Annotated in this window: 17 protein-coding genes; 8 read left to right on the top strand and 9 right to left on the bottom strand. The window is 57.4% G+C overall.

Translation table 11 applies throughout. The annotated features are described in order from the left end of the window. Positions 1 to 310 precede the first annotated feature (310 nt). Together GS630_RS18755 and trxB are read right to left on the bottom strand one after the other, a co-directional pair. Complete coding sequence (locus tag GS630_RS18755) at positions 311 to 2,002, bottom strand: adenylate/guanylate cyclase domain-containing protein (protein ID WP_171176146.1); 1,692 nt, start codon at positions 2,000 to 2,002, stop codon at positions 311 to 313. Between the two features lie 109 nt (positions 2,003 to 2,111). Next, entirely contained in the window at positions 2,112 to 3,053 is a 942-nt protein-coding gene (gene trxB / locus GS630_RS18750; protein WP_171176144.1) for a thioredoxin-disulfide reductase, read from the bottom strand. A 216-nt stretch (positions 3,054 to 3,269) separates the two neighbouring features. Between trxB and GS630_RS18745 the strand changes: the two genes are divergently transcribed. Continuing rightward, complete coding sequence (locus tag GS630_RS18745) at positions 3,270 to 3,770, top strand: Lrp/AsnC family transcriptional regulator (RefSeq protein ID WP_171176142.1); 501 nt, start codon at positions 3,270 to 3,272, stop codon at positions 3,768 to 3,770. Between the two features lie 119 nt (positions 3,771 to 3,889). Here GS630_RS18745 and GS630_RS18740 read toward each other — a convergent pair whose 3' ends face one another. The 5 genes from GS630_RS18740 to lgt all read right to left on the bottom strand — a co-directional run bounded on the left by GS630_RS18740 (position 3,890) and on the right by lgt (position 8,112). Next, on the bottom strand, positions 3,890 to 4,672 hold the full coding sequence (locus tag GS630_RS18740; protein WP_171176140.1) for a Hint domain-containing protein: 783 nt from the start codon (positions 4,670 to 4,672) through the stop codon (positions 3,890 to 3,892). Between the two features lie 335 nt (positions 4,673 to 5,007). Then, entirely contained in the window at positions 5,008 to 5,136 is a 129-nt protein-coding gene (locus GS630_RS22530) for a hypothetical protein (protein WP_256368551.1), read from the bottom strand. Positions 5,137 to 5,405: 269 nt separating this feature from the next. After that, entirely contained in the window at positions 5,406 to 6,164 is a 759-nt protein-coding gene (gene pgeF / locus GS630_RS18735) for a peptidoglycan editing factor PgeF (RefSeq protein WP_171176138.1), read from the bottom strand. Beyond that, positions 6,161 to 7,228, bottom strand: a complete 1,068-nt coding sequence (locus GS630_RS18730) for a class I SAM-dependent methyltransferase (protein ID WP_171621313.1) — start codon at positions 7,226 to 7,228, stop codon at positions 6,161 to 6,163. Before GS630_RS18730 ends, pgeF begins: the two co-directional genes overlap by 4 nt. Beyond that, a complete protein-coding gene (lgt, locus tag GS630_RS18725) occupies positions 7,225 to 8,112 on the bottom strand; it encodes a prolipoprotein diacylglyceryl transferase (protein WP_171238531.1) in 888 nt (295 codons plus the stop codon). Before lgt ends, GS630_RS18730 begins: the two co-directional genes overlap by 4 nt. 97 nt (positions 8,113 to 8,209) lie before the next feature. Here lgt and GS630_RS18720 point away from each other — a divergent pair, with 97 nt between their 5' ends. From GS630_RS18720 to GS630_RS18700, 5 genes are all read left to right on the top strand, one after another. Continuing rightward, positions 8,210 to 8,458: an accessory factor UbiK family protein gene (locus GS630_RS18720; protein WP_050604795.1), complete on the top strand. Its 249-nt coding sequence runs from the start codon at positions 8,210 to 8,212 to the stop codon at positions 8,456 to 8,458. Between the two features lie 321 nt (positions 8,459 to 8,779). Further along, complete coding sequence (locus GS630_RS18715; protein WP_171176132.1) at positions 8,780 to 9,280, top strand: YbjN domain-containing protein; 501 nt, start codon at positions 8,780 to 8,782, stop codon at positions 9,278 to 9,280. A gap of 39 nt (positions 9,281 to 9,319) precedes the next feature. Beyond that, positions 9,320 to 10,135, top strand: a complete 816-nt coding sequence (gene proC, locus GS630_RS18710) for a pyrroline-5-carboxylate reductase (protein ID WP_171176130.1) — start codon at positions 9,320 to 9,322, stop codon at positions 10,133 to 10,135. Then, positions 10,128 to 10,466, top strand: coding sequence for a tRNA-binding protein (locus GS630_RS18705; protein WP_171176128.1), 339 nt, complete (start codon positions 10,128 to 10,130; stop codon positions 10,464 to 10,466). Before proC ends, GS630_RS18705 begins: the two co-directional genes overlap by 8 nt. Further along, positions 10,466 to 11,416 carry a D-glycerate dehydrogenase gene (locus tag GS630_RS18700; protein ID WP_171176126.1) on the top strand — a complete coding sequence of 317 codons (951 nt, stop codon included), beginning with the start codon at positions 10,466 to 10,468 and terminating at the stop codon, positions 11,414 to 11,416. Before GS630_RS18705 ends, GS630_RS18700 begins: the two co-directional genes overlap by 1 nt. On the opposite strand, the gene GS630_RS18695 is transcribed toward GS630_RS18700, so the two are convergent. After that, the gene (locus GS630_RS18695) at positions 11,413 to 11,991 is read right to left on the bottom strand and encodes a thymidine kinase (RefSeq protein WP_171176124.1); all 579 of its coding nucleotides are present in this window, start codon (positions 11,989 to 11,991) and stop codon (positions 11,413 to 11,415) included. The two genes, GS630_RS18700 and GS630_RS18695, sit on opposite strands and share 4 nt — an antisense overlap. 357 nt (positions 11,992 to 12,348) lie before the next feature. Between GS630_RS18695 and GS630_RS18690 the strand changes: the two genes are divergently transcribed. Further along, on the top strand, positions 12,349 to 12,810 hold the full coding sequence (locus tag GS630_RS18690) for a hypothetical protein (RefSeq protein WP_171176122.1): 462 nt from the start codon (positions 12,349 to 12,351) through the stop codon (positions 12,808 to 12,810). 179 nt (positions 12,811 to 12,989) lie between these two features. Next, positions 12,990 to 14,792 (top strand): hypothetical protein, encoded by a 1,803-nt coding sequence (locus tag GS630_RS18685; RefSeq protein WP_171176120.1) that lies wholly within the window; start codon positions 12,990 to 12,992, stop codon positions 14,790 to 14,792. A gap of 7 nt (positions 14,793 to 14,799) precedes the next feature. On the opposite strand, the gene GS630_RS18680 is transcribed toward GS630_RS18685, so the two are convergent. Next, positions 14,800 to 15,924, bottom strand: coding sequence for a beta-ketoacyl-ACP synthase III (locus GS630_RS18680; protein WP_171238535.1), 1,125 nt, complete (start codon positions 15,922 to 15,924; stop codon positions 14,800 to 14,802). Positions 15,925 to 15,936 lie beyond the last annotated feature (12 nt).

The raw sequence follows: 15,936 nt of genomic DNA, 5'->3' as shown, positions 1-15,936 counted from the left end.
GACGCGGGCTCAGGTCATGGCTGGTCAGATCAGAAGCTTCGAACTTAAGTTTCTGGGCAGACTCATAGGATACGTAAAGTTCCGGGATTGGGGCCAGATTACTTAACATCGTCATTGGAATACTCTTATCGCAGTGTTGGTTAGCCAGTGGGTAGTGGCATTTTCGGTGCATTTGCACCGACTGTTAGGCAAAGTCCACCGGCGTCAATGAAACAAAGGAGGATATGCGCTGATTTTTTCCGAATTGGAAGAGATTTCTGACATGGAAGCACGCCGTGTAACATGGTTCTATGGAATGGAATTAATTCCCTCACGCAGAGTATGACTGTTCCTGTTTTTGTACGTTTGGCTCTAGTTGCGAGGCGCGCATCACTGGCAGAGCAGGAATCGGCGCTGAGACGCCACGCAGCTCGAGAGCTCGGATATCTGCTTGCGCCACATCTACATCTGCGGCGCGCAGTAATTCGTTAGAAACCATCAGTTCAACTCCTAGAGCTTTGGTTTCGCTCTCAAGGCGGCTGGCTACATTGACCGCATCGCCGATGATTGTTTTTGCGGCATGTCCTTGTGCGCCGATTTCACCAAGAACCAGGTCGCCAAGATGCAGGCCCATTCCGATGCGAATTCCGGGGCTTCCTTCAGCCTCAAGCTGTTGGTTGAACAGATCCAGCGCCCGGCTGATCGCTATCGCCGCACTTAACCCAGCGCGAGCAGAGGCCGCAGAATCGCGTTTCTCGAAAACCGCCAACAAACCATCGCCCATATATTTGTCCACGATGCCGCCTTCGTCTGTAATGGCTGGCACCACCGCATCAAAGAATCGGTTGAGCAGAAACACGATGTCGTAGGGCAACTGCCCCGTCGTGCGGGCGGTAAAGCCGCGCATATCCAGAAACAACACCGCCAGTTGGCGTTCCTCTCCTTGGCTGGCGTGTCCACGGATGCGGCCGCCATCCGGCCGGAAAACACGAAAGACGGTGGTCGGCTCGGTTGGGCGGATCTGACAGGCCAGCCGCGTCTGGGGAGACGCGCCGACAGCGGCCAGACTGCGCGCCTCGACGTCGCTGGGTGGCGGCAGCGCGTTACCGCCATCCTCGACAATGACGCGGCATGTGGTGCAGCGTCCTTTACCGCCGCATAGGGCCGCATGGGGCACGCCGTTGGCTTGGGAAATCTCAAGCAGCGTCATTCCCTTTTCCGCGACTACATCCGGACCTAGGGCATAGGAAACGCGCACCGAATGCCTGCGTCGCCAGAGTTTGCGTCCGATGAAAACCAGACCTGTTGCGCCAAGTGCCAGCCAAAAGGCCATCAGGGCATTGTCCTTGACGCTGAACAGGGTTTGAAAAGCTTCGGGAGACGGCCAGTTGTAGTGCTCGATATACTGCTCGCGCAGAAACTCGTCGGCGAAGTCGGCCCAGATGCGACGGCCTTCGGTCAGAAGGCCAGCCAGCGCGAACAGAGGCACAAAGACGGCAACGCCGATCAGGTAAGGTGCGGTACGCGACCACCATTTTGTCAACCGCAGCCACATGTGCAGGCCGATGCAGCCATGCACCCAGACAACCAGCAGTAGCGCGCTTTGCATCCAGACCGCAATGCTGGGCCACATCAGGATGATGATGTATCCCATCTCGTCATTGACGTCATAAACCTCATGCGCGACCCGGGTGTGAATGATGTGCGAGATCAGCTGCAAGGGGATCAGCAGGCCCAACACCACCTGAAGTGCTGTGCTGAATGGCATGCGCAATGTCCTGCGCTGCGCGATAGATACCAGGGCAAGACCGGCATGAACGAACAGCGCCGCGTAGAGAAGCACGCTCATGGCGTCGTGGCGCGTCACCTCTTTCCGACCGTCTTGCATTCCGTGCAGATAATCGGTGTGAAACAGGCCAAGGCCAATGTTGATGAAGTGAAAAAACGCGAAAACAAACAGGATCAGGCCGCTGCCGATCCGAAGTCGGGTTGCCCACCCGCCGCGCCAAAGAGCGTTGTTCAAAAGCTCACCCGTGTTTCGCCCGTTCTGCAGCAATCCTGATACGGCACTGTGAAAGGGTCAAGGCGGAGGGGCGTAGTCCCCGACCCGTGCCGGGGACCAAAAATCGTTACTATTCGTTTTCTGCCAGAAAACGTTCGGCATCCAGTGCGGCCATACAGCCCATGCCAGCGCTTGTGACGGCCTGACGGTAAACATGGTCTGTCAGATCACCTGCCGCAAACACGCCGGGAACCGACGTTTCAGTTGTGCCCGGCTTGGTGACGACATAGCCGCCCATATGGGTTTCCAGCGTCTCCTTGACCAGCTCGTTCGCAGGGGCGTGGCCTATGGCGACAAAAACACCCTTGCAAGGGATTTCCGTGATCTCGCCGGTTTTAACGTGCTTGACGCGAACGCCTTCCACGCCCAAAGGCGCGTCCGTTCCGATCACTTCGTCCAATTCGTGGAACCACAACGGTTCGATCTTTTCATTTTTCATCAGCCGGTCTTGCAGGATCTTTTCGGCCCGCAACTCATCCCGGCGGTGGATCAAGGTCACCTTGCTGGCGAAGTTGGTCAGGAACAGAGCTTCTTCCACAGCAGTGTTGCCGCCACCGATGACCACGATTTCCTGTCCTCGATAGAAGAACCCGTCGCAGGTGGCACAGGCCGAGACGCCAAAGCCTTTGAATTTCTCTTCGGACGGTAGGCCAAGCCATTTCGCACGCGCACCAGTGGCCAGAATAACCGCGTCTGCGGTGTAAGTCGTGCCGCTGTCGCCCTTGGCTGTAAACGGGCGCTGGCTGAGATCTAGATCGCTGATGATGTCGCCGATCACCTCACAGCCCATTGCCTTTGCATGGTCCTGCATGCGCACCATCAGGTCCGGGCCCTGAACCTCGGTGTCGCCGGGCCAGTTCTCGACCTCCGTCGTTGTAGTCAGCTGACCGCCAGGTTCGATCCCCTGAACTAGAATGGGTTCTAGCATGGCGCGGCTGGCGTAAACCCCTGCGGTGTATCCTGCAGGTCCTGACCCGATGATCAGAACCTTAGTGTGTCGTGTGTCGGCCATGCTATCCCCGCTCGAATTGCCTGAATTGGGCGTTTAGCCCGTCGCCCCGATATAGCGATCGACTGACCCGGCTTAAACCCCCATCCTGATTGTGATCCCCTGCGCTGCACATTAAGCAATTGAGTGATTAGAAAACAAAGAAAATTGCGCATGTGCGAAACATTATTGCGCGCGCTTAGGGGGCTGATATAAGAACCGAAAAACCAGGAGCATTCTATGGTCACGACTCGGCTGGATGACATTGATCGCAAGATTCTGGCGGAATTGCAGGCAGACGGTCGCATGACTAACGTTGAACTGGCCAAACGGGTCGGCATTTCGGCGCCGCCGTGTCTGCGTCGGGTGCGCACACTTGAGGAATCCGGCTATATCACCGGGTATCACGCCGACGTCAATTCACGTGAGTTGGGCTTTGAGGTGCAAGTCTTCGCCATGGTCGGTCTGGATAGCCAGGCCGAAGCCGAGCTGCGCGCGTTCGAAGAACGCTGCCGCGAATGGCCGCTGGTCCGGGAATGCCACATGCTGAATGGCGAGGTCGACTTCATCCTGAAATGCGTGGCACCCGATCTCAGCAGTTTTCAGCAATTCTTGACCGGTGAACTGCTGACCACGCCCAACGTGGCCAGCGTCAAGACTTCGCTTGTCATCCGCGGCGCAAAAGACGAGCCAGGCGTGCCGTTCGACGTTCTGGAAGAACGCATGAACCGGATGGCGTAACGCCCACACGTTTAGGCTGTGCGGTGATTGGTGGCAGCATTGCAGCCACCGCAAGGGATAGAACCCAACTTAATACCAGCTGCATGATGCCCCCCATAATGCAGTACCCATTATCACACTCAGGCCGACATCGCGTCGATCTCGCCATCTCCGGCGCGCGGCATCAGCAGCGGACCGAAATCGTTGAGCGACTCGATGTGAGCGAACAGGTTCAGATAAATCGACCGCAACGAATGGCTGATCATGCGAACCGCGTTCACACCTGGGTGATATGTTTCGAACTGTAAACCATCTACACGAATAACGGAATGCCGTTTCAGGCAAATGTGAAACAGTTCGACAGGCGTTGGAGGCATTGTTTCAATTACACCCATCCCGTCCTGAAATTCAGAAACTGGCGTGAGAATCGGTTCCCCGCCGTGCAGGTGCCGCAAATGCGCCGGAGCGCCCACGATTCGCGCTGCGGGTCCGGCGATTACACCTGACATCGGTTTTTGCATTCCGAATGTATCTGCCATGATCCGCGTTAACGGGCGTGTGCGCCCGCGAGAATCTTCGCGCCCAGGGATCAGAGTGACTGACCCTTTCCATAGCACCGTTTGCGAGCTGCCATCTTGCGTCAGAACCGTGTCCCCCGGCATCAGGTCCTCGATCGCCATTGGCCCGTGTTCCGTTTCAACCAACGACCCACGCGAAAAAGCGCAAAAGGCGTCTTCGAACATCGGCAGAGCGGGCGCGATGTGACGGGTCTGAGCCACGTCGCCGTTTGGCAGCAGGCTGCTGACTTCGTAGCGGCGCAATTGCGCCTTGGGTTTTGCGACCGGTCGCGGTGCTTCCCGCAGCATAGCCGACGTTTCGATGGCATTTCTGGCCGCTCGGGCCAATGAATTAGGAATAGTCATAAATATTCCGTCCCCTCAAATGTCCGAACAGGCCTGGCGTACCCCCGTACAGGCCCACCTGACGAACAGGTTCTTTGTCTTGAAACGAATGGAAGACCGTTGGACGAGGACCGTTCTGGCCCCGCATGGCGACTAAATCTCGCGTTCCAATGGTCAACACATTGACCCCCCAGACAAACTCGTACTTCACGGGCGAAAATTGCCCGCACACACACAAACTCCTGAAAAAAGTCGTAAATTTTTACCTACGACTTACGCAACATCGGGCCGGAGCATGCCCGCTGCGCGCTTACCCCGTCTTCAGACCGGCAGCTTGGTCTTGGGGTGATCCTGCTTCAGCGCCGAACCGCAATGCGGCTGGCAACTCTGGCAGAATGGCTTGATACCCGTTTCCATGGCATTTCCAGCTTCTGGTCCCGAGTGGCGGCGACCATGGCTTTGAGAAAGCGGGATTTGGATTTCATAATTCTGGTCCTGCATTGCTCGGGAAGGTCATTCCCGCATCCTTCATGAACCTTTTGTGACGCCGATTTGCGGCAGGGATAAGGCTTATCCGGGATGTTTTGCAGACAAGAGATAAAGATGCACAGTCCTTTCACTCAACACGCCAGCGCTCAAAAAAGGAGCGTCAGATAGCCATCTGATGGCTGGCAAAACTCGTTACGATTCTTGGGTCCGGTAAACACAACAAATGTGGCGGAAAAGAGGCGGGGTGTCTAAATCTGGGGCTGAATCACAGTTTTATGACCGAGATAAGCCGGCCGTAATCGGCCTCTTTCGCATGTGTCGCGCGACGATAGGAATAGAACCGGTCAGAGTCCGAATATGTGCAATGCCGTGTCCACTCCGCCTGCCCAACGCCAGCCGACCGCAAGCGGTTCAGGCCAAAGGCGGGCAAGTCGAATTGCAGCCGGTCATCCTGGCCATTGGCAAAGAACCGGGCGTTATCGGGGGATTCCGCTATGAAAGCGTCCAGAAACTCGGGGCCCACTTCATAAGCGCGTTGCGAAATACTCGGGCCGATCACGGCTCTGACGTTGTTGCGTTTGGCCCCTAAAGCCTCCATGGCGGCCAGCGTAGCCTCCAGTACACCGTCCAACGCCCCGCGCCAGCCCGCATGGGCTGCACCGATTACATTCGCATCCGGGTCGGCAAACAAGACGGGCTGACAATCCGCCGTCAGAATCGTCAGGGCAAGACCAGGGGTTGCAGTGACGATGGCATCGGCTTTTGGTCTGTCGCCGATAATCGGGCCGTCTACGGTCAGAACCTCGGGCGAATGGACCTGATGCACCCCGATCATGGCTTCGGGTGCGACATCCATTGCGTCAGCCACCCGCTTGCGGTTCAGCGCCACGACCTCGGATTGATCGGATGAGCCGTAGCCGCAATTCAGCCCGTCAAATATCCCGGACGAGGCCCCGCCGCGACGGGTGAAGAACCCGTGGCGCAAAGGCGACAGCAAGTCTGAGGTTAGAATTTCCAATGTCATGGTTCTAATCCTGGCGGTGGGGCGGCATAGGCCGGGAAAAGGCCCATCACTTTGAACAGATTTCCCATTTCATCCGGGTGCGTCAACCGGCGATGCGCGGCAATCAATACATCCAGCTCAGAACCGCTCAGCGCCTTGGACAGTGCCTGCGCGCGCGCTGTGATGCCAAGCCGCTCCAGAAACACGCCCTGAGGTGTCACGCGTGTATGGCGACACCCACAGGCACGAGTTGTTTCGGCCAAAGGCTCAAAATCCACATGTGCAGTCAGATCGGCCTGACCCGGTGCCGCCAGAGGTTCAGTGCGTTCGTGGTTTTGCAGGGCCTGCAACGTGTCGCCCAGCGAATGCCAGTCGCCATAATCGACGATCAGAGCCGCACCACCATGGCTGGCGATCCGGCCAGCAATCACGGTCAAAATGGGAATCGCTGCCGCACATAGCTCGATCAGATCACCGTCTTTAGTGTCCGCAAGCCTGTCCTTCAACGCTGCTTGCGGTCCGATTGGGCCCCGCCCAAACAGTAGCGCGCTGTCCCGCTCACCCACCAAGCGTTCACTCCACCCGTCGCCATCACGCAGAAACTGACGAATAGGCAGGGCATCAAAGAATTCGTTTGCCACCAAGAACAGAGGCTGGTCCGGCAGGTCTGCGACGCTGTCTATCCAGGTCGGCGCGTAATCCTTCAGGGTCTCGGCCTGCACCTGTTTCAACGCCGGTGAGACCTCGACCAGTGTCACTCTTGCGGCATCGTGGAACCCGGGTACACCCCGCGTCGCGCGTAGAATGTCGGCCATAAGTGTGCCGCGCCCCGGACCCAGCTCGCACAAGGTAAACGGCGTAGGCTTTCCCTGATCCATCCAGCATTGCGCCAAGGACAGGCCGATCAGTTCTCCAAACATCTGGCTGATCTCGGGCGCGGTGGTGAAATCCCCCTTGGTCCCGAGTGGATCGCGGGTTGTGTAGTAGCCCAGCGTGGGGTGCAACAGGCATTCGGCCATGTAGTCTGCCACGCTCATCGGCCCATCCTGCCGGATGCGGGCGACCAGATGATCGGTTAGGGTCATGCCGCCCGCCGCGCGCGCAGCGCAAACCAAAGGCCAATCGCGATCATCGGCAATGACAGGATTTGACCCATGGTCAGGCCATAGCCGCCCACATGCCAGGCCAGCCCCAGCGGGTTGCCGGGTGACACGAACTGAGCATCCGGTTGACGGAAGAACTCGACAATAAAACGCGACGCGCCATATCCCGCCAGAAACAGGCCCATGATCATGCCCGGTTTTTTAAAGGCCCCTCTGCGATAGACCAGCCACAGCAGCAATGCGCCCAACAACACGCCTTCAAGCGCGGCTTCATACAGTTGTGACGGGTGCCTTGCGCACATTCCCGCAACCACGCCGGGGCAATCCTGTGCGGCGAAGCCGGGGAAAATCACGGCCCAAGGTAGCTCACTTGGTCGGCCCCACAGTTCCGCATTGACGAAGTTGGCCAGCCGCCCCAATAGCAGGCCGGGCGGAACGGTGTAGGCGACCAGATCGCCCAGTGACAGGGTGGGGATCTGATGTCGGCGGGCAAACATGTAGGACGCGAGGATAACGCCCAGCAGGCCGCCATGAAAGGCCATGCCGCCTTGCCAGACTTTCAGAATCTCTAAAGGGTTCGATAAGTAATAGGCCGGCTGATAAAACAGCACAAAGCCAAGCCTGCCACCCAGAATCACGCCCAGAATGATCCAGGTGACCAGATCCTCCAGCTGATCCGGTTTCATCGGAGGGGTATCCGCGGGCCATAGGGCAGGACGCCGCAGCGCCACAACGGCAAGTCGCCAGGCGATCAGAATTCCGGCAATATAGGCCAGCGCATACCACCTTAACGCGAACTCCATCCCGAACAGTGAGATCAAGAACAATTCGGGCGACAGATCGGGGAAATTCAGAACAGCCTGCATGTGCGTCTCATTGCCCGGGGTTTGCAGGGCAAGTCAACCTTGAGCCTGCGCCATTCTTTGCCCATATACAGGTAAACCGTGAGACCGGAGTGTACACATGCAGACCCGCAACAAGATCCTGGACGACGTGTCCCAACTGATGACTAACGCCATGGGCGTGGCGCAAGGCGCGCGGGAAGAGGCCGAGAACGCGATGAAGTCGATGATCGACCGCTGGCTGGCCGACCGCGATTTCGTCACCCGCGAAGAATTCGACGCTGTCCGCGCCATGGCCCAGAAAGCGCGCGAAGAAAACGCAGCGCTTGAGGCCCGCATCGCAGCGCTTGAGGCGAAACTGGACAAATAACGCCCCGACGTTTCCCGTTTCCAAATTATCAGGGCAAAGCTTAAAGCCGCGCAATCCAGCCCGGATTGTGCGGTGATGTGTATTTTGACGCATCGCAGAATTTAATCAAGACAAAGCTGGTGCGAGCGCCAATATTTTGATCGCCGTTGCCGACTGTCCACAACTTATTGCTGTTATCCCCAAGAAATAGGGTTGCCAGAACTCACGCCACATCGCACCATATTTAGTACAGGCCCACGGGGGAAGCCCGGCTTGTAGAGCAGGCAACTAGCGCTGGGGCGCTGCCAGCCCCAAATTGCTAGAGATTAGTGAGGTGGCATTATGGCCCTTTCCGAGCAGTATCTCGAAGAAGACATTCATCCGATCGACATTGTTGAACACCTGGCGGAACACCATGACTGGGATTTTGATCGTATAGGAGACGATCAGATCGCCATGGCTGTCGAAGGACAGTGGCGGACCTATTCGATCACTCTGGCCTGGTCCAACTATGACGAAACGCTGCGCATGGTGTGCTCTTTTGAGATGGAGCCGCCGACAGAGCGTGAAATGCAGCTCTATGAGTTGCTCAACAAGATGAATGACCAGTGCTGGGCAGGTGCCTTTACCTATTGGGCAAACCAGAAGCTGATGGTCTACCGCTATGGTCTGGTTCTTGCAGGGGGACAGACAGCCAGCGCGGATCAGATCAACACGATGATCACCGCCGCCGTCATGAGCGCCGAGCGGTATTATCCGGCGATCCAACTGGTGACCTGGGGTAATCGAGAGCCAGAAGAAGCCATGCAAGTGGCCATTGCAGAGGCTTACGGCCGGGCGTAAAGCTTTGCCCCAAACCGATATGTAACGCGGGAGGGGCAAATGGACATTACGCGTGTGGCCGAACAGGGGCTTGTGCTTCTGGGGTGCGGAAAGATGGGGTCCGCAATGCTGGCGGGATGGCTGGAACACGGCCTTCCGCCAGCGTCCGTTTGGGTGATCGATCCGTACCCGTCAGACTGGTTGAAAGCGCAAGGCGTCAACATCAACACCCCACTGCCCGAAGCGCCCGCCGTGGTACTTGTCGCCGTTAAACCCCAAATGATGGGTGAAGCTTTGCCAGCCATTCAGGCGCTGGGCGGTGGTAAAAGCCTGTTTGTTTCGGTAGCCGCAGGCACATCGATTGCCACATTTGAATCCGTTCTGGGCAGCGACACGCCCATCATTCGCGCGATGCCCAACACGCCTGCAGCGATCCGCCAGGGTATCACGGCACTGATCGGCAACAACCACGCTTCTGGTGATGATCTGACATTGGCTGAAAACCTGCTGTCGGCGGTGGGTGAGACCGTTCGTCTGGACAATGAGGCGCAGATGGACGCCGTGACCGGCCTCAGCGGCTCTGGCCCGGCCTATGTTTTCCACCTGATTGAAACGCTAGCCGCCGCCGGACAGGCGCAGGGCTTGCCTGCGGAACTGGCAATGAAACTGGCAAAGTCCACGGTGGCGGGGGCCGGTGCATTGGCCAAGGTCGCCGAGGATGACCCAACGCAACTGCGCATCAACGTGACCTCTCCAAACGGTACCACGCAGGCCGCGCTTGAAGTTTTGATGCATGATGAGCAGGGATTCCCCGATCTGCTGCACCGCGCCGTAAAGGCGGCAACCGACCGATCCAAGGAGCTGTCACGTGAGTGAGATTTCATTCGACGACTTTCTCAAGGTCGACATCCGTGTGGGCGAGGTGATCCGCGCCGAACCCTATCCCGAGGCCCGCAAGCCCGCGATCAAGATGTGGATCGACTTCGGTGAGGAAATTGGCGAGCGCAAAACCTCGGCTCAGATCACGGCGCATTACGATCCGTCGGCTCTGGTGGGCAAGCAGGTCATGGCGGTTGTCAATTTCCCGCCGCGCCAGATCGGTAAGTTCATGTCTGAAGTTCTGGTGCTGGGCCTGCCTGATGAAAACGGCGAGATCGTTCTGATCGGACCGGATGGCAAAGTTCCAACTGGCGGACGGATGCACTGATGAAACTGCTGATCACGCGCCCAATGACACCGGCGGTCGAGGCCCGCGCCCGTACCGAGTTCGACGTGGAGATACGTGAAAACACTCTGCCCATGTCGCAGCGGGAAATGTTGTCTGCTTTGACGGAATTCGACGTCGTTGTGCCAACGCTGGGCGATTTGTTCTCGGCTCAAGTCTTTGCAGATGCTGGTACAGTGCGCTGCAAGCTACTGGCCAATTTCGGCGTTGGTTACAATCATATCGACGTCGAGGCTGCACGCGCGGCAGGGATTGAGGTGACCAACACGCCTGGCGCGGTCACCGATGCAACCGCAGATATCGCTATGACCCTGCTGCTGACCACGGCGCGTCGCGCAGGCGAAGGCGAGCGGCTGGTCCGATCGGGCCAGTGGCAGGGTTGGCACCCGACGCAGATGTTGGGGCAGCACGTCACTGGTAAGCGTGTTGGTATCGTTGGTATGGGCCGCATCGGGCAAGCCATCGCGCGTCGTTGTCATTTCGGCTTTGGCATGCAGGTGGCCTATCAGTCCCGCAGCGTCAAAGATCTGGACTTCCCGGCAGAGTTCTCACCTGACCTGCACAAACTGGCGGCTTCCATCGATTTCCTCGTGCTCGCGGTTCCCGGCGGCGCGGAAACTCGCCATTTGATAAATGCGCAAGTTCTTAAGGCGATGAACTCTGGAGCTATTCTGGTCAACATTGCGCGGGGCGAGGTCGTGGACGAAGCGGCCCTGATCTCGGCGCTTCAATCAGGTCAGATCGCAGGAGCCGGGCTGGACGTTTACGAGTTCGAACCCAAAGTACCTCAGGCCCTCTGCAATATGGAGAATGTCACCCTGCTGCCTCATCTCGGCACAGCAACCGAAGAAGTGCGCAGCAGCATGGGCCATATGGCGCTTGATAACGTGGCGGCTCATGTGGCGGGCAGGGCACTGCCCAACCCGGTTTAGTCGCCCACGGCCTCGCGCCAATGTTTACGGCAGAGCGAGACATAGGTTTCGTTCCCGCCGATCTGCACCTGGGCACCTTCGGTAATGGCATTGCCGTTTTCGTCCTGACGAATCACCATTGTGGCTTTGCGGCCGCATTTGCAGATGGTGCGCACCTCGCGCATTTCGTCGGCTAGGGCCAGCAGAGCGGCAGATCCGGGAAAAAGTTTGCCACGAAAATCCACCCGCAGCCCGTAGGCCAATACCGGTACATCCAGATCATCCACGGCACGCGCCAATTGCCAGACCTGATCATCCGACAAAAACTGAGCTTCGTCGATGAAAACGCAAGCAACCCGGCCCTGGTTCAGGCGGTTTTCGATCATGGCAAACACATCGTCATCGGGCCGGAACATATCAGCCTGTTCAGAAATACCGATGCGCGATGCAATCCGCCCGGTGCCTGCGCGCCCATCAATGGCGGCGGTCATCAGATAGGTCTGCATTCCACGCTCGCGATAGTTGTGCGAGGCTTGTAACAACACGGTCGATTTACCCGCGTTCATGGTCGAATAGTTGAAATACAGCTTTGCCATGACCGGGGTCTAAAACGCTTGGAGATTATGAACAAGACGGCAATCGCTTTTTACGGAAGCGACGTCGCCGTTGCTTTTGCAGGGGCCGAGCTACGCTCTAGGGGATGGAACCCCCACATCTGCAACAGCGACGCCGTCGGCCAACATGTGGCCAAAACGGAGCGAGGCCCAAACAATACCACCTCGCAATCACTCATTACCGGCATGAACTGCCGCCACTCACTCACGAAATCCCTCGCATATCTGAGGGATAGCCAATGTATGACATTTCAATTATGAATCTGTTATGGGAAATTTCCCGGCGCTTTCCCCCGTTTGGACACCGGGCAGGCGATTGCAGTTAACAAAGGTAAAACAATGGCAGATATTGGGGCCTATCTGAAAAAGCATACAGAAGCATTGGTCAAAGACGTCGGAATCGAAGCCGCATGTGAAATTACGGGGAAATCCAAAGCCACATTGGGCCGGTACTATTCCGACAATGCCGAACACGCAGACAGGTTCATGCCTGTGGACGCCGTAGCCCGTCTTGAAAACGCGGCAACTTATCCGCATGTCACGTCGGCCTTGGCGGATCTGAAGAACATCACCTTGTCTTATACCGACCGCAATTCGGAAGAACCGCGCACTGGTGGTGTAAACTCGGACGTGATCGCGCTCAGCCAGCGGTTTGCGATGCTGATGACTGAATATCAGGCGGCCATAGAAGACGGTATCATTACCGTTAACGAGGCCAAGCGGCTGTTGAAAGAAACCAGTTTGTTGCAACAGGTCCTGATCGAGATGAAGCTTCACCTGGAAGAAGAAAGCGTCAGTTAAGTCACTTTTCCGCTGTCGTCGTGGCCAATTCCAGCTAATTTTCGCCGGTCGGGTCGTTTGTGTGGCGCGACACAGATCAGCGGTCAGAGCAAGGTTCCAGATCGCGCCGCCTGCCTCAATAAAGTCACGTCCGTGCGATAGGCTCACCGCGCAGACAATTCCGTTGAGGACCCAAAAGCATGCACCCATCGCAACAGCGTTACAGGAGTCATACGGACCCGGTGGTTCGTTGGGGTTTTCTATGCGCCTGTGCGGCACTTGCGATCCTGATGACGCTCAGCGGCTATTACGAAGGGTCTGATGATGTGATGCGCTTGGTCGGTGTGCGAGATTTGCTGGCCGGACAAGGCTGGTTCGACACGTATCAGCATCGCCTGGGTCCCGACGAGGGTACCTTGATGCATTGGTCCCGCCTGGTCGATGCCCCGATTGCCGGGCTATACGTCGCGCTTCGTGCGGTCCTGCCAGCTGAAACCGCCTTGCAGATCACGGCATTTGTCTGGCCCGCCTCGTTGGCTGCCCTGACCCTGTGGGCCTTCGCGGTCACTGGCGGAGTGCTAGGGCGGCGCGAGGGCGCAATCTCGGCCTTGGTTATCGGAGTGCTGACGCTCGAACATTCGCGGAAGTTCGACTATTTCTCGTTCGATCACCACAACCTACAAATTCTTCTCTTTGCTGCGGCACTAGCGTTTTTTGTCTTACGCAAAGAAAGGCGCTATGCCGCCTGGATGCTGGGTGTCTGCCTAGCCCTTTCAGTGTCCGTTGGAACCGAGTCGATTCTTCAGATCGCCCTGATCGCGGTGTTTTGCGCCATCGACTGGATTTGCAACGGTGCTTCCGCGCGCCACCGCACCATAATCTTCGGTGTTGCCTTGGTCTTTACTCTTGCGTTGACCAGCCTGGCGACGACCGGGCGCGACGGGTTTCTTTACCCAAGCTGCGACGCTCTGACCCTCAGTGTTGCCTTACCTGCAACTGCTGCTGCTCTTGGGCTTTTGGCTGCGGCCTGGATCGGCTCTGGCTGGTCAATGCCGGGCCGGTTCGGGGCCTGTCTTGGTGTTGGCATCATGACGCTGGCCGTTGCCTTTGCCTTTGCGCCCCATTGCCTCAGCAATCCAATTGACGCGTTGCCTCAGGACATGCGGGACTACTGGCTGAGCCAGGTGGCCGAAGCCCAGAATATCTCGGTTGTGTTAGAGCGGCACAGGGGTGAAGCCCTGGCTCTGATGGCCATGTCTATGCTTACGATGGGTGCAGCACTTGCTTTCGCCGTCAAATCACGTGCTGGGTTGGACTATACCTTGTTTCTGGTTTTGATTGCGGTAGGGTTCTTCGTCTTCCTTTATCAGACACGAATGATGACCTTCCTCAGTGTTTCGCTTGTGGCGGTTCAGGCGCAGATTCTTCGCGTGCTTTATTGTTCTTATGCGCAGGATCGCCGAGTGATCACAGGGTTGGCAATGGTGGCATTTGTAATCTGTGCCTCACCCAAGGCGGGTATCAGTCTGGAAAGGCAGATCGGGTCGCTTTCCGGGCCCGCTTATTCGGCCACGGCCGCAGCCGTAGGGCAGGACACATCTGATACAGGTGCGTCTTGTCGCGCACCGCAAGCCTACGCCGCCCTGCAAGATCTGCCCAGCGGCATGATTCTTGTTGATTTCGACTTTGCTGCGCATGTTCTGCGCTACACGGATCATTCGGTTCTGGGCGGAAATTATCACCGGAATCAGGCAGGGATTCTGGCGCAGATCGACCTGTTCCGATCCAATGCGTCTGAAATCGCGCCGCGATTGGGCGCGCTGGGCGTCGACTACATTATGCTTTGTGCTTCCGCGCCCCGGGCTGAGTTCTGGGCCTGGGCGTCGGGCAGCAAGGGTTTGCAAACCAGGCTGGTTGAAGGCGAGGTCCCGAACTACCTCAGCAGCATTCCGGGCGCGCCCAGCGACGCGTTCCGAATTTTCAAAGTAACTGCCGAAAAATAGGTGCTGGTCAGGCGTGGCGCTTCACGATGACCGATCCAACCGAATACCCGGCTCCAAAAGAACAGATCAGACCTAGGTCACCTTCTTGCAGGTCATCGGAATATTTTGAGAACGCGATGATCGACCCGGCGGATGAGGTGTTGGCGTAATCCTGAAGGATGTTTGGTTGCTCACCGGTCTCGGGCGTGCGGCCCAAAACCTTCTTGCCAATGAAATCGTTCATGGTCTTGTTGGCCTGATGCAACCAAAGGCGTTTCAGGTCGGTGTTTTCGATCCCTTCCGCTTCCATGTGGTCACTGATGTGCTTGCTGACCATCGGCAGAACTTCTTTGAACACTTTTCGCCCGTTCTGCATGAATTGCATGTCGCGCCGGTCGATCAGACCATCCGGGCGTGAGCGGCGCAGGAAGCCGTTGTTGTTGCGGATATTATTGGAAAACGCTGTGGCGCAACGGGTCGAGAGGATTTCGAAATGTGGGCCTTGCGCCTCTTCTATCCGTTCGATCAGGGTTGCCGTCGCCACGTCGCCAAAGATGAAGTGGCAATCGCGGTCCCTCCATTCCAGATGACCCGAGCAGATCTCGGGGTTGACCACCAGCGCCGCTCGCACCGATCCAGACCTCACCATGTCCGCCGCCGCCTGTATGCCAAAAGTGGCCGAGGAGCAGGCAACGTTCATGTCAAAGCCAAATCCGTCGATGCCCATCTCTTGCTGGATCTCGATTGCAATCGCAGGATAGGCACGCTCATGGTTCGAAGCCGCGCAGATCACCAGATCAACATCCGCCGCCGTGCGCCCCGCCTGCGCCAGCGCCTTGTTGCAGGCATCGATCGCCATCTCGGTCATGATCCCGGGCTCGTCATCACTGCGCTGACGCAGCGACGGGTGCATTATATCGGGGTCCAACACCCCGGCCTTGTCCATCACATAGCGGTTCTCGATCCCCGAGGCCTTTACGATGAACTCCTCAGACGAATGCTGCATCGGCTCGATCTGACCTGCTGCGATGGCCTCGGCGTTCTTCGCGTTCTGTTTGTCGGCATAAGCGTTGAATGCTTCGACAAGCTCGGCGTTGGTGATGATGTTTTCTGGCGTGAAGACACCGGTACCGGTGATGGCGGGGGTATACATGGCGGGCCCTGA

Source organism: Ruegeria sp. HKCCD7303 (assembly GCF_013111185.1).
Taxonomy (GTDB): Bacteria; Pseudomonadota; Alphaproteobacteria; order Rhodobacterales; family Rhodobacteraceae; genus Ruegeria.
This window is presented reverse-complemented; position numbering and strand designations above follow the sequence as displayed.

Bases quoted from the DNA above. Each gene is read 5' to 3' on its own strand.
- trxB (WP_171176144.1), bottom strand. From the start codon at position 3,053: ATGGCCGACACACGACACACTAAGGTTCTGATCATCGGGTCAGGACCT.
- GS630_RS18745 (WP_171176142.1), top strand. From the start codon at position 3,270: ATGGTCACGACTCGGCTGGATGACATTGATCGCAAGATTCTGGCGGAA.
- GS630_RS18740 (WP_171176140.1), bottom strand. From the start codon at position 4,672: ATGACTATTCCTAATTCATTGGCCCGAGCGGCCAGAAATGCCATCGAA.
- GS630_RS22530 (WP_256368551.1), bottom strand. From the start codon at position 5,136: ATGAAATCCAAATCCCGCTTTCTCAAAGCCATGGTCGCCGCCACTCGG.
- pgeF (WP_171176138.1), bottom strand. From the start codon at position 6,164: ATGACATTGGAAATTCTAACCTCAGACTTGCTGTCGCCTTTGCGCCAC.
- GS630_RS18730 (WP_171621313.1), bottom strand. From the start codon at position 7,228: ATGACCCTAACCGATCATCTGGTCGCCCGCATCCGGCAGGATGGGCCG.
- lgt (WP_171238531.1), bottom strand. From the start codon at position 8,112: ATGCAGGCTGTTCTGAATTTCCCCGATCTGTCGCCCGAATTGTTCTTG.
- GS630_RS18720 (WP_050604795.1), top strand. From the start codon at position 8,210: ATGCAGACCCGCAACAAGATCCTGGACGACGTGTCCCAACTGATGACT.
- GS630_RS18715 (WP_171176132.1), top strand. From the start codon at position 8,780: ATGGCCCTTTCCGAGCAGTATCTCGAAGAAGACATTCATCCGATCGAC.
- proC (WP_171176130.1), top strand. From the start codon at position 9,320: ATGGACATTACGCGTGTGGCCGAACAGGGGCTTGTGCTTCTGGGGTGC.
- GS630_RS18700 (WP_171176126.1), top strand. From the start codon at position 10,466: ATGAAACTGCTGATCACGCGCCCAATGACACCGGCGGTCGAGGCCCGC.
- GS630_RS18695 (WP_171176124.1), bottom strand. From the start codon at position 11,991: ATGGCAAAGCTGTATTTCAACTATTCGACCATGAACGCGGGTAAATCG.
- GS630_RS18690 (WP_171176122.1), top strand. From the start codon at position 12,349: ATGGCAGATATTGGGGCCTATCTGAAAAAGCATACAGAAGCATTGGTC.
- GS630_RS18685 (WP_171176120.1), top strand. From the start codon at position 12,990: ATGCACCCATCGCAACAGCGTTACAGGAGTCATACGGACCCGGTGGTT.
- GS630_RS18680 (WP_171238535.1), bottom strand. From the start codon at position 15,924: ATGTATACCCCCGCCATCACCGGTACCGGTGTCTTCACGCCAGAAAAC.